Source organism: Paenibacillus sp. TY11, from assembly GCF_059772165.1.
In genome coordinates this window covers 68,888-82,084 of the sequence record NZ_JCBAIQ010000011.1, presented here as the reverse complement: position 1 = coordinate 82,084, position 13,197 = coordinate 68,888, and the positions used below count along the sequence as shown (strand labels likewise).

Below are 13,197 nucleotides of genomic sequence, written 5' to 3'. Positions count from 1 at the left end.
TTTTGTATTTACGTATCTGCAGAATAGGCAGCGATGGCCATATCTATTTCAATATAACTTCAATATCACGTCCAGGATCGCTGTACTTGTAGATGCCAGGATTTAGTTCCAATTTTCCGTCTAATTCAATGTCTTTGTAACGGTCAACATTAACTCCTGTGGATACCATACCCTTCGCAATGATCTCAGGCACTACTTCTTTGCCGTTAATTCGCATTGTTGTTTGGTTGACGCCTTTGAAGCCAGGGGAATCGGATTTCGATTCAACAATCAAATCTTTTCCCTCTGTATAGTATGTGAAATCAATTTGATAACCGTCCGCATTAAGCTCAGCGAACTGTTTTTCTTCTTTAGGTTTATGAAGAGTGATCCAATTCTTAGACGTATCACGTTTCTCGATGACAGCATCTTTCAATATAAGTTTCATTGGAACATCAGACCAGTCCTTATACCACTCTGGGGATTCAAATTGATATAAGTGTTGATAATTTTCAGGACCAGCTCCTTTAATATTCCACCCTCCGTTAATTTTTTTATCACCTATAACCAGCTGAGCTGTTTTATAATGAACAATTCCTTTTTTAAGTGAATCACGCTCTGTTACTAGAATTTCAATATCCAAGGGGGTAACAATCAGTTGCTCTAAGGTAGTGCCTGTATTTTCTTGGAATTCAGCGCTGCTATGCAGCTTCTTGGAATAAATCGCTTCACTTGCTTTTTTTCCATCCGCTTCAAATTCGAACTTCCAAGTACCTTCAATTCGTTTTGCTTCCTCAATGTAACAAAAATGAAGGTTTGCCTTCTTCCAATCTTGTGCAGTCATGTTGAATACCTGCTCAATATGCAAGTCTGGGCTGTCGCTAGGTAGAATGGTTGGGATTGCGTCTATCTCTTTGTCGCCCACCTTCATTACCAAATGCGGGTTCCCACTTCCTAAATCGGATGGAGCTGCAGCAACTCTAAAGCGGACAACAGTCTTGTTGTTGGTTTGTCGAACGGATTCTATATAAATGGTAGGATACTGCTTGGTCCCGGTAACGAGGGTGTCCCCGGCTTGATGATCCGTCTTTAAGGGAATATCCTGGTTACGATAAAAAATTAGATTCTGTGCCTCAAGTGTGTAATCTTTTTTACGATCCTTTAAAGTATCAATAGTTTCATAAATGCCAAGGAGTTTCTGGCTTTTAGGATCGTAATTTAAATATCCGTGTGCTTGTTCCTTGGTATCAGAATTGCTAGTTACCATAGTTTTCTCTATAGCAAACCCAATATAACTGGTTGGATCGGTTCCTGGATCCAGAGAGATAAGCATTTTCATTTTTTCTCCATCCGTTACAACACCATTCAAATTCATCGTAATGCCTGCATTGGATGCTTTTAGATCATACCGCTGGCCAATACCGTTATTTAGCGCATTGGTTACACTACGTCCGCCTATTCTATCCCAATTGATGGTCACACTAGCGAATACAGGGATGGCAACGAGCAGAAAACATGAGAATACGATACTTGCTGGAACAATTTTTGCTCTATGCATAGGTGCTTCCTGTGACTGTTGCAGAGTTGCTTTTCGTTTGGTTGCTTCCTGTTCTATATTTACCCACATTGCATCATATTCAGGTTGAGGAATGTTCTGTTCTTTTTCAAAATACCGACTCACTGCTACTCATCTCCTTTACTTGGGGTATCACCATTTTTTTTAGCAGTTTAAGCCCCCGATTTAATCTAGATTTAGCTGTTCCTTCGGGTATATTCATAACTCTAGAGATCTCCGGCACAGTCAATTCGTTTACATAACGAAGGACCACGACCATACGAATTTTATCTGGCAGCTTGTTATATAGCTTGTGTAACTCTGTCTTAGTTTCTTGATGATATAAGCTCTCTTCCACCGGATTAAATGAATGAGGGCGTGACAATAAAAAAGTTCGTATTTCCTTCATCAGCCCAGTTTTTCGCCTTCTAAGCACATTACTGCACTCATTAGAAGCAATTCGCAAAATCCATGATTTGAGATCTTGTACTTTGGACCTGTCGGCCAAAAGTGCTTTGACAAACACTTCCTGGCAAACATCTTCTGCATCTGCTTGATTTTGCATCAAATAATAACAAAAATAATATATCTGCTCCTTATATAGTTCAAACAGCTCTCGATCAGTCATATACGTGCACCTCCCTTGTTGTAGTCTCATCTATTAAGACTAATAATGGAGTACAATCGTTCATTTACATCGAAAAAAGGCAGCCCTATATAGGACCACCTATTATTGATCGTTCGATTCCCGATACTCAGGCAAAACAAACCTACTGTGCCACATGCTCAATTCATTGCTTTTATCAATCAAAAAACCGCCCTGCTCTAACCCCCCATCATTTGCCCTAAATCAGCATGAGTCTGCCGCACCTGGCTAGCTCGTAGCAAGATTGACATATGTCTTCGAGAAATCAAGGTTCTTCAAGTCTCTTTGATCGATCAAAAATTCCAAATACCCTGCGTCCCACCAGCACATACCGACCTCATCCAAAGAAGATACCGAGAGCAGAACATGCCAATTTTCCGAAGCTTTGTCATGCTGTTCTTTGTTCGTCTGATATTCTTGCAGCTGAGGCAGCACTTCGGATCGTAAATGCTCCGCGTACTCTGTACTTCCCCTATGCATGGCTTGCTCGACTTCCTTATGGATCTGACTCTCACTCTTATGCCAGTTAAACAGAAGACCCTCCAGCCCGTTTCGGCATAGATAAGCATCCCGCAGGGTATTCCCGGCAAAAGACTGATGCTGTCCCCACACCGTGTCACTATGTTCACATACAAGCTCATACAGCTCTTCGTACTCATCTACAAGAATATCTCCTAGCTCACTCTCCGACCGAATGGTAACAATTGGCTGAAAAGAAATTGCACAAGATGTGAAATCCCTGTCCTCGGCACATACTTCAACCTTCCCAGTCGGTGGCAAGGTTTTCTCCAAAGCGCTGCTGTCACCGTTATAGTAAAAGATTTTATGGTCAATATCATAGGCGGGCTCATCCAGCCCAAGAAAAAAGTAAAGTATGCCCTGATGAGGCAATCCCTCAAATGGTGAAAATGGCAGCTCGCCCAAATTAATTTGAGCAATAAATGTATAATATTCCCCGTCTGAATTACAAGGCCACTCTATCGAGGGCGGCAAATCCGGGTAGCCGGCGATTCGGCTATTGCCAACATGCTCATAATTTTCTTCATGTTCAACATGAAATTGTATAGCAGCCTGAGCTTCCTGATAGATCGCTTCTTTTAATTGTTCATCCAGTGGATGCCCTTCCAGTATTCGAGTCAGTTCATCCTTTAATGGTGGTTGCAGCATCTCACTCGCCCCTTTACATTGAAGTATTATGTATTGCTTGCTCTCATTTAATCTCTTATATCAGATTACCAAATTACAGTCTGACAAGCTATTTCTCTGGTGACAGGTTGGTCAGTCCTCGGTCAAATCATCGATCTATCATTGATCTTCGCTGCAAGTGAATGGTGGATACATCCAGCTCTGCATTTACGATCCAAGCGGAAATGTACTAGACATTGTTCATAAATGTTTTGTGATAGGCGTTCCGATATTGGGAAGGAGTCATATGGACTCTCTTTTTGAACAAACGCATAAAATACTTCTCATCGCTATATCCTGCCTCTTCGGCAACCTGCTTAATGCTCATATCTGTACGGGAAATCAACTCCTTGGCTTTGTTGATACGAATACTGTGAATGAACTCCAGGGGACGCATGCCTGTATTTTGCTTGAACAAACGAGATATATAATCCTTGTTGTAATTGAACTTCCGGGCTAAATCCGTCACGGTCAGCGGCTCTTCAGCATGAATTCGGGTCCACTCGATAATTTTGTTAAAACTCACATTCCCCTGTGAACTGACAGGATTGGAAAGCAAGCGGCTGAGCGCCAGTTCAGATATCTCGATCAGCAGCGAGGTGAACAAATAATTTGCACTGTGATACGTAAGATAATGTGAGTTGGCTACATGCAAAATTTGATTGACGATAATATGAATCCGATCTCCGTTGTCTGCCTGTACACATTGCGGTAAATAGATATCCCGCACCACACCGTGACGCTGCAAAAGCCCATCCATAGACCTTGTTTCCTGCTTCATTTCCTCATTAGATAATACTTTCGGGGTCGTGGGAACATCGAAATGAAACCAATAAAATTTTACGCCCGGCAACGATTCCCGGTATCCTTTATGCGTACGACCGGGGTAAAGCAATAGAATATCTCCCTCGCCTACTTCAAAATGTTCCTGTTCCTCCCGTATATATACCGTCTCTTGGACACCCAGGATCAGCTCAAAGTTCTCAATGGAACGACTCATATGCTTCCAAGGCACCTCGGAAACAAACTCGCCTGCCGAGATCAGTTGGATCGGAGCATCTACATTTACTTTCAGATAGGTCATGTTATCGCCTCTTTAGATTCATGTTCGGATTTGTCCACCCATTGTATGGTTAAGCTACTGACATACCGCGATTGCAATGCTAATGTAGTGGAGAAATATACACTTTCATCTTAGCTAAGGAGCGATGATTTTGAAAGCTAAAGCTTTTGACTTGCATAAAGTAAGAATTGATTCCGGCCCGCTTTTACATGCGATGGAACTGAATACGGCCTATCTGCTGAGTTTGGAACCCGACCGTTTATTATCGCGCTTTCGTGAATATGCGGGACTGGAGCCCAAAGCAGCTCACTATGAGGGCTGGGAAGCGCGTGGCATCAGCGGACATACACTCGGTCACTACCTGTCTGGCTGTGCGCTGATGTTTGCCTCCACAGGCGACAAAAGACTGCTGGAACGAGTGAACTATGTGGTCGACGAGTTGGAAATATGTCAAAACAGTCATGGAAACGGATACATTTCCGGCATTCCACGCGGAAAAGAGATTTTTGAGGAAGTAAAAGCCGGAGATATCCGCTCCCAGGGCTTTGATCTGAACGGCGGCTGGGTGCCGCTATATACCATGCACAAACTTTTCGCGGGCTTGCGTGATGCACATCTGCTGGCGCATCATCCCAAGGCCCTGTCTATAGAAATCAAACTCGGCAACTGGCTGGAGGATGTACTTCAAGGGCTGGACGATGATCAGGTGCAGCAGGTGCTGCATTGCGAGTTTGGCGGTATGAACGAGGTGCTGACGGATCTCGCGGAACATTCGGGAGAAGAACGCTTTTTGAGCCTGGCGGAACGCTTTTATCACGGAGAGGTGCTAAATGATCTCGCGGACGGCCAAGATACGCTGGCAGGGCGACATGCCAATACGCAAATCCCCAAAATCATTGGCGCTGCACGGCAATTTGAAATGACGGGCAAACCGCAATATGCGGACCTCTCCCGCTTTTTCTGGGATCGGGTTGTTCACAAGCATTCCTACGTGATCGGCGGCAATAGCTATAATGAACATTTTGGTGAACCCGGGAAGCTGAATGACCGTTTGGGCGAAGGGACCTGTGAAACCTGCAACACCTACAATATGCTGAAATTAACAAGACATATGTTCGAGTGGGACGCGTACGCAGCCTATGCCGACTACTATGAACGAGCGATGTTCAATCATATTTTGGCTTCACAGCAGCCTGTCGATGGACGTGTATGCTATTTTGTATCGCTGGAAATGGGAGGACACAAGTCCTTCAATTCTCAATATGAGGATTTTACATGCTGTGTCGGGTCCGGTATGGAAAGCCACTCCATGTACGGCACTGCGATTTATTTTCACACGCCAGAAACGATCTATGTCAATCAATATGTCCCTTCTACCGTGACGTGGGACGAGATGGGCGTACAGCTCAAACAAGACACGCTCTTTCCGCAAAATGGGCGGGGAACGCTGCGCGTCATCAGCAAGAAGCCCAAATTCTTCACGATCAAGCTAAGATGCCCGTATTGGGCGGAGCAAGGTATGATGATTAAAATCAACGGGGAAGAGTATGCCGCAGAGGCTTGTCCTACTAGCTACGTTGTAATCGAACGGGAATGGAACGATGAGGATATCATTGAGTACGCCATTCCTATGACAGTAAGAATCGAGGAAATGCCGGATAATCCGCGCCGAATTGCTTTTATGTACGGCCCGCTTGTGCTGGCTGGGGACCTTGGTCCTGTCGCACAGGAGTCCAACGAGGAGCGCCTGCTGGCGTCTGTACTGATCGGATCGGCCGACTCGTTGACATCGAAGCTGGTTCCTGACAACAACGAGCCTAATGTATTCCGCATGAATGACTTAGGCTATGTCGGAGACTTGCAGCTTCGTCCGTTTTATCAGATGTATGATCGTTCTTATACCGTCTATTGGGATCTCTTTTCCAAGGAGGAATGGGCTTCAACAGAGGCAGAATATCGTACCGCGTTAGCGTACCAAGTGGAGCTGGAACGACTTACAGTGGATGTTGTGCAACCTGCCGAAATGCAGCCGGAACGGGATCATGCCTTTACAGGCGAACATGTGAGTCTGGGGTCCATCTATAACCGTAAATATCGCGATACATGGCCTGGGGGCTGGTTCTCTTTTGTCATGAAGGTGCTCCCGGATGAGCCTGTCCAATTGGCGGTGACTTATCTGAAGGACTCCAACCGTTCTCATCGTGACTTTGACATCACTGCAGATGGTCAGATTTTAGGGGAAGGCAAGCTGGAATCCGAGGAAATGAATAAATTCGAAACGTTCGCCTATGAGCTGCCTCTGTCTGTGACGAACCAAAAGAATGAAGTTACGATTCAATTCAAAGCCTATCCACAAGGCAAGGTGGCAAAAGTCGCCGGATTGCGAGTGATCAAGCGGTCTTAGGGAAGATCGTTATATAAGAAAAAGCAGACGCTCCTGTGAGCTGTCTGCTTTTTCTGCTTTCTGCGCGCTGTATAGCTTAACATCACAGGTAGCGCCTACCTGTTCATTTCACGGAAACTGTCTCTAATCTTGCGCAGCTCTTGCTGTGCCCTGCTGTATCGGGAAGCGTAGGTCCAGGCAAGCACTTGATGATAATGCGAAGGTGTTTCAATCGTAGTCACGTTATACATAATCGGAGTCCCTTCCACTTCTCCTTTCAGGGTAAATTCGATGGCAGGGTATCCATTTACCAAGATGTCAGAAGGGTCCCCCAATTCAGGGGCCGTAATTCCTGACACCAAATGATCTTTAATGATTCCTTTATATTCTTGAAGAGTCATACTGCTGTCAAAATCGCTTTTCGGTTCTGACAATACAATTACATATCTTTCTGTAAATTCATTTTTAATGGAGATGGCCGCATCCTCATTAATCGTATCATCTCGTGACCAATTCCACGGGGCTGTAACCGCAAACTGATCATCCTTACTAACAAAAACCTCAGGCTTCACCATTTGTGTGATGAGCGAAGAAATAAGGGATACAGCAAAAATGACCGAAATGATCGTCATCAGAATAATTGCCCCGGTAAAAATTCCGGTTTTTTTTCTGCCCACTGTCCCCAAATCTCGTACCTTAACCACATATGTACTCGCAGCCATATCGCCAAGCCGTTGTTTCCTTGGTGTCACCAGCACACATAACCCCGCAGGCAGTCCCAGGAAAAGCAGCGGATTCGTATCTACCAGGTGTATGAGAGTGCGGATCAAGGATTTAACCATGCCTGGCGGCCTTCCTTCTCCATTCACGACCTGAATACGAAGTACAAACTTGCCCAGCGTATAGCCTGTAAGTCCTTCCAGTAACAGATAATAGCAGAAGGAGCCAATCAGGAAGAGCATCACTACCATGCCCATATTTGGGGTTTCCGCTTCAGATACTTTTTTCGCTGTAAAATAAACCAGCCCTCCATACCCAAAGACGATAAGAATGAAGTCAATCATCCAAGCCGCCCATCTTCTGAAAAAAATAGAGGCACCGTATGTTGCTGATAATACTGCCATCTTATCCGGTTCTCGTCGATGGTAGCTGCCATGAGCCGCATACTCTCCCGGAACTACTGTAGATGGATTTTTCGATAAATTATGTTCCTCCAAATGATACACCCCTGTTGTCAATTTAATCCCAGTTAAGTATAGCATCCTTTTTCATCCAGTGAAGCAAGCCTGACAGTGCACTGGAGTAAACCGAATCCCGCCGATGAACAAACCATACCTCTAATTTTCGATATTTTTCAGGTAAACGATGAGAAGCAATACTTCCCGCCTCCTCTGTCTTTGCAATCGACGATTGTGGCAGCATGGACACCCCGAGACCAGAGGCTACACCACCCAGAATTACTTCCAATGTTCCGAATTCCATAATCTGATACGCATTCACACCTGCTTCGCTCAGAAAGCTTTCCGCTCTTGTACGATGTGTGCAGCCTACGTCGAAAAACAGCATAGGCTTGGCTAGCAGCTCGCCCATGTCCTTTTTCCCTGGTTCCGAGATAAGCACCAATTCCTCTTCAAAAGCTGCAACATGCTCTATATGCGGATCATCGACGGGGCCATAGACGAACGCTCCATCTAATTCGTAATTTAATACCTTTTGTACGAGATCATGTGTGCTGCCTGTCATAAGCGATAGATGGACATCAGGATATTGTGAGTGATATTCCGTCAATAAAGAAGTCAGATGCGTAACCGCCGCCGTCTCAATCGAGCCCAGTCGCAAAGGTCCCGCAGGATAGTCCGAATATTGAGTGGACTTTACAGCCTCGTCCAGCAAGGTCAGTATGGTATCCGCATATTCCAGCAGATTCTCTCCTGCCGACGTTAGCGTCATTCCCCGATTAGATCGGCGAAATAGCGGTACGTTCAATTGTGCCTCAAGCTGCTGAATCCGCGAGGTCACATTGGACTGTACATAGTTCAAGGCTTGCGCAGCCTTTGTGATACTGCCCTCACGAGCGACAGCCCGAAAAATTTTCAAATCACTGCTTTCCATGTATACGTCACCTGCTTGGTATGATCATTTATGATACTCACGTTCGATTTTGTTCATTTTACCGGATGCTTGCCGCTCTGTACAATTCAATGTACATGCAATTGCATCTAAATTCGCACCACGGGAGGTTTTAAAATGAAAGCCGTGATACATACCGGCAAAAACGGCCTTGAGGGTCTGATGTATACAGACGTTACGGACAGACAGCCAGGGCACGATGAGGTGAAGGTAAGGCTCAAAGCCGCAGGCTTGAATCATCGGGATCTGTTCCTCATGGCAGATCGAGCTGCCAACGATGCTCCACTCATTCTCGGATCGGATGGAGCAGGTGTGATCGAGGCTGTGGGTCCTGGTGTCCCAACCTCGCTGGTAGGCACCGATGTAATTATCAATCCATGTATCGGATGGGAGAATACGCATCACGTTCCCTTGGTTCCAGCCATTCTGGGCGGACCTTCAGACGGGACATTCGCTGAATCGGTTATCATTCCCGTCCAAAATGCCATCAGCAAGCCAGCATACCTTTCATGGGAAGAGGCAGGGGTACTGCCTTTGTCTGCTTTGACCGCTTACCGCGCGCTCTTCACAAGAGGCCAATTACAGCAGGGTGAGCGCGTCCTCATTCCCGGTATTGGCGGTGGTGTAGCCACGTATGCCATGCTTATGGCTTTAGCGGCAGGCGCACGGGTCACCGTCACATCACGCAGCGAAGCAAAAAGGCAGGCTGCCCTCGCTCATGGCGCTAATCATGCATTCGACAGCCATAGCAAATGGAAAGAAAGTATGAACGGAGACACTGTGGATCTGGTCCTTGACAGTATCGGTCCTGCTACGTTCGATAAATATTTCGATATCCTTAAGCCGAACGGTCGGATCGTTACATTTGGCGCAAGCTCAGGAGATCGAGTAGAGATTCCGCTGCGGTCTATATTTTTCCCTCAAATCAGCATCATCGGCACCTCTATGGGCAGTGGCGAGGAATTCGCAGCTATGCTTCAATTCATAGAGCGCCATACACTCCACCCGATTATAGATAGCGTATTTCCTTTACAAGACACAGCGCAAGCCTTCCACCGTATGCAGCAGGGAGCGCAGTTAGGCAATATAGGGATCAGGATGGGGTAAGGGGTCTGAACGAAGTAATAGGAAGAGAAAAAAATCCACTACCTTAAAATGCCTTCATCCAGAAGTCAATTTTATGGTAGTGGACCTATTCAGTCGATCAAACGATGCTGGACCCATTTGTTCCCTCGGAAGCGCCAAAGGAAAACGAGTCCCCGCACGCCCCATTCAATATCCATTGCCAGCCAGACACCAACAATCCCCAGGTTGAACACAATGCCCAAAATATACCCGAGCACCACCCGGCACAACCACATGGACAGCATCGAGGTGAGGGACGTAAACTTTGAATCACCTGCTGCCCTAAGCGCAGAAGGTGTAATAAAGGCGATGGACCAGAGCGGGATCTGGGCTAACGTATTAATCAGCATGACAATGAAAATGTCATCTACGATTTCAGCAGGCGGATGAAACAGTCCCACCATCGGCTTAAACAAAGGCATCAGGATTAATCCCATTACAATAAACGAACAAGAAGACAACCAAATAAACGATTTGGTAAACTTTCGGGCATCCTCGACATTTCGACGCCCCATGCATTGACCAACCACGGTCACAATCGTAAGAGCCAAAGCATTCGCAGGAATTTGGAACACGTTAGCTAGTGATGAGCAAATGGCATTCGTTGCCAACGCATTTGTCCCCAGGCTCACAATGAAAATTTGGGTTAAAATTTTACCCCCATTGAAAAACATCTGCTCCGCTGCAAAAGGAAGCCCGATAAACAGAATCTTTTTAAGCATGGCCAGGTTAAAATAAAGCATATCTCTAAGCTGAACACGCAAGTCGTCATCTACTCTGACCAAATAGATCAGCGCGCATACTGCTCCTGCATATCTGGACACATTTACGGCAATCGTCATGCCCAGCACACCCATATCCAATACATTAATGAATACCACATTGAGAAGCACGTACGAGAGATTCATGATGAGAGAAAGAGCCAGCGATGCCCTCGTCTTTCCGATCCCCCTCAGCGCTCCACACACCGCCTCAACGATTGCAATCCCCACAAAAGACATACAGCTTCCCAGCAGATATACCTTACCGTTAGCTAATACATCAGGCGAGGCGGAACCAAACAGAACACTTAAAATCGGATTGTACAACACGATCATAAACAAACTGATGCATAAGGCTAGCAAGGAAACGGAGGAAATGGTGCCGGATGCGGCTTTAGAGACCATAAGGTCGTTACCGCTCCCCTTATACTGTGCCACGACAACCGTTCCCCCGGTAGACACAGCGACAAACACATTAATCAGAAAAATATTCAAAGAATCAATCATATTTACGGCACTGACCGCCGCCATCCCCGACGAGCTAATCATTGCCGTGTTCACCAAATTTAGACCCACGATAAAAGCCTGATCAATCAAAAGCGGGATAAACAGTGCAATAATCTGTCGATAATCAATAGACTCTCCTGAAAAATGCTTATTCAGAAAACCATGTGTTCTCATCCTTACACTCAGTTGACTCATATCATCACATTCTTTTTATCAAATTGAAAAAAACCCTTCAACAGAAGAGCTTTCATGGCGAAAAAATGTATAAAGTTGCAAGGCTAGATGTATCTAGTTCTTGATTCTGTACACTTTTCTCTACATAGAAGTATCACTCCAAAAGAAAATCCTGTCAATGGTTTTGCTCACTTTTGAATAGAAAAAACATAAAAACCTGCTCAGCTCAGTGAACAGGTTTTGAAGTAGCATTACAATGTTTTAGGATATCATTAAACCTTTGTTAAAAGAACAGATATTATCTTCTCGCAATTAAATCTTGTTGAATAGAAGCTTCATTCTTTTCGAATTTTTTATAAAAAAACATAGGGATGATTCCGATCAAGAAAACGATAAACGGCAGCCAGATAAAGCTAAACTGAATTCCAGACAACGCCGTAGGGGTTTGAACTTTCCCCGCGATGTAACCAGTGCTGCCCATGATCCATGCTGGCAATAATCCACCGATTCCGCTACCCGCTTTAATACAGAATGCGCTTCCAATGGAGGTCAGGAAGCCACTTGCCCGAATCCCATTTTTCCATTCCCCGTAATCAACCGTATCGGATAACATCGCAAACGGCATAGAACATGCAAAGCCTGATCCTAACGCACCAATAATCCAGCCGATAATAATGAGGGTTAAGTTTGTACTTCCCATTAAAATCACGACCTGACCCAGTGCAGCTAATATCAATCCGATAATCATAATCGTATTTTTACTTAATTTTCTAGCAAAAAACGGAATCAGAACCATCGAGATCAATTGTAAAGAGGTCAGCCCATTGATTAAAGGAACTAAGTCCTTACTGTCCAAATTGTATTGCAGATAAAAGATTAACGTTGCTGAACGAATATTCAAGCCGATCCAGTAACACAGGTTAGCAGCTACAACGAGCATCCAGGGCCAGTTTCGTTTGATGGCTGTAAAGCTTTTAGCAATCGGAACGGATTTCGTTTTAACTGCTGCATTTTCTCGCAAATCGGCAAACGCTATGAAAAACATAATAATCGCCATGATTCCAAATAAAACGAGCGTTAAGGAAAATCCTTTTTGATCATTGCCCTGTCCAAACAAAGCTACCAGAGGTAATGTAAACGTCGTAGCGATGAAGAAGCCCACATTTCCCCCGACCATACGGAAGGAGTTCAAAACTACGCGTTCATTAGAATTGGTACTCAGGTTAGGCAGAATAGATGTAATCGGTGTACTGATTCCCGTATAAAGGATACCCGCTATGATATAAGTGATGGCCGCGTACGCAATTTTTCCAGACTCACTCCAATTGGGTGTCGTAAACGTAAGGACCATGAACACAGCAAACGGGATAGCTAACCATAAAAAATAGGGTCTGCTCTGGCCATATTTTGATTTGGTCCGGTCAATCAGGATGCCCCAAATCGGGGCATCAATAGCGTCGATAAAACGGGTGATGAATAGTAATGTCCCGGCAATCCCAATAGAAAGACCGAATACATCCGTATAAAAATATAATAGATAACTGGAAATGACACAGTATAACAGATTGCCTGCCGTATCCGTTAATGAATAGCTGATTTTACGATGAAAAGGAACTGAACTTGCTTCTTTCTCGGGTGGTTCCGTACTCACAATTCTCGTGCTCATGATCTTTCCTCTCCTCATGCGAA

General features: G+C 45.0%; 10 protein-coding genes. 2 read left to right on the top strand and 8 right to left on the bottom strand.

What is annotated here, in order from left to right:
* Window positions 1–43: 43 nt before the first annotated feature.
* The 4 genes from AC6EJC_RS14310 to AC6EJC_RS14295 all read right to left on the bottom strand — a co-directional run bounded on the left by AC6EJC_RS14310 (window position 44) and on the right by AC6EJC_RS14295 (window position 4,449).
* Complete coding sequence (locus AC6EJC_RS14310) at window positions 44–1,660, bottom strand: DUF4179 domain-containing protein (protein WP_444954535.1); 1,617 nt, start codon at window positions 1,658–1,660, stop codon at window positions 44–46.
* Window positions 1,644–2,162, bottom strand: a complete 519-nt coding sequence (locus AC6EJC_RS14305) for an RNA polymerase sigma factor (protein WP_307353734.1) — start codon at window positions 2,160–2,162, stop codon at window positions 1,644–1,646. Before AC6EJC_RS14305 ends, AC6EJC_RS14310 begins: the two co-directional genes overlap by 17 nt.
* Before the next feature lie 246 nt (window positions 2,163–2,408).
* Complete coding sequence (locus tag AC6EJC_RS14300; protein ID WP_444954534.1) at window positions 2,409–3,347, bottom strand: YwqG family protein; 939 nt, start codon at window positions 3,345–3,347, stop codon at window positions 2,409–2,411.
* A gap of 208 nt (window positions 3,348–3,555) precedes the next feature.
* On the bottom strand, window positions 3,556–4,449 hold the full coding sequence (locus AC6EJC_RS14295; RefSeq protein ID WP_444954533.1) for an AraC family transcriptional regulator: 894 nt from the start codon (window positions 4,447–4,449) through the stop codon (window positions 3,556–3,558).
* Between the two features lie 130 nt (window positions 4,450–4,579).
* Between AC6EJC_RS14295 and AC6EJC_RS14290 the strand changes: the two genes are divergently transcribed.
* A complete protein-coding gene (locus AC6EJC_RS14290) occupies window positions 4,580–6,832 on the top strand; it encodes a beta-L-arabinofuranosidase domain-containing protein (protein ID WP_444954532.1) in 2,253 nt (750 codons plus the stop codon).
* Between the two features lie 95 nt (window positions 6,833–6,927).
* Here AC6EJC_RS14290 and AC6EJC_RS14285 read toward each other — a convergent pair whose 3' ends face one another.
* Window positions 6,928–8,073: an RDD family protein gene (locus AC6EJC_RS14285; protein ID WP_444954531.1), complete on the bottom strand. Its 1,146-nt coding sequence runs from the start codon at window positions 8,071–8,073 to the stop codon at window positions 6,928–6,930.
* Window positions 8,051–8,923 carry a LysR family transcriptional regulator gene (locus tag AC6EJC_RS14280; RefSeq protein WP_444954530.1) on the bottom strand — a complete coding sequence of 291 codons (873 nt, stop codon included), beginning with the start codon at window positions 8,921–8,923 and terminating at the stop codon, window positions 8,051–8,053. Before AC6EJC_RS14280 ends, AC6EJC_RS14285 begins: the two co-directional genes overlap by 23 nt.
* 135 nt (window positions 8,924–9,058) lie before the next feature.
* On the opposite strand from AC6EJC_RS14280, the gene AC6EJC_RS14275 reads away from it, so the two are divergent.
* The gene (locus AC6EJC_RS14275; RefSeq protein WP_444954529.1) at window positions 9,059–10,048 is read left to right on the top strand and encodes a zinc-binding dehydrogenase; all 990 of its coding nucleotides are present in this window, start codon (window positions 9,059–9,061) and stop codon (window positions 10,046–10,048) included.
* Between the two features lie 89 nt (window positions 10,049–10,137).
* Here AC6EJC_RS14275 and AC6EJC_RS14270 read toward each other — a convergent pair whose 3' ends face one another.
* A complete protein-coding gene (locus AC6EJC_RS14270; RefSeq protein WP_444954528.1) occupies window positions 10,138–11,529 on the bottom strand; it encodes an MATE family efflux transporter in 1,392 nt (463 codons plus the stop codon).
* Window positions 11,530–11,806: 277 nt separating this feature from the next.
* Entirely contained in the window at window positions 11,807–13,174 is a 1,368-nt protein-coding gene (locus tag AC6EJC_RS14265; RefSeq protein ID WP_444954527.1) for a glycoside-pentoside-hexuronide (GPH):cation symporter, read from the bottom strand.
* Window positions 13,175–13,197 lie beyond the last annotated feature (23 nt).

Coding starts and splice junctions, on each gene's coding strand:
- AC6EJC_RS14305 (WP_307353734.1), bottom strand. CDS start 2,162: ATGACTGATCGAGAGCTGTTTGAACTATATAAGGAGCAGATATATTAT.
- AC6EJC_RS14300 (WP_444954534.1), bottom strand. CDS start 3,347: ATGCTGCAACCACCATTAAAGGATGAACTGACTCGAATACTGGAAGGG.
- AC6EJC_RS14295 (WP_444954533.1), bottom strand. CDS start 4,449: ATGACCTATCTGAAAGTAAATGTAGATGCTCCGATCCAACTGATCTCG.
- AC6EJC_RS14285 (WP_444954531.1), bottom strand. CDS start 8,073: ATGCTATACTTAACTGGGATTAAATTGACAACAGGGGTGTATCATTTG.
- AC6EJC_RS14280 (WP_444954530.1), bottom strand. CDS start 8,923: ATGGAAAGCAGTGATTTGAAAATTTTTCGGGCTGTCGCTCGTGAGGGC.
- AC6EJC_RS14275 (WP_444954529.1), top strand. CDS start 9,059: ATGAAAGCCGTGATACATACCGGCAAAAACGGCCTTGAGGGTCTGATG.
- AC6EJC_RS14270 (WP_444954528.1), bottom strand. CDS start 11,529: ATGAGTCAACTGAGTGTAAGGATGAGAACACATGGTTTTCTGAATAAG.
- AC6EJC_RS14265 (WP_444954527.1), bottom strand. CDS start 13,174: ATGAGCACGAGAATTGTGAGTACGGAACCACCCGAGAAAGAAGCAAGT.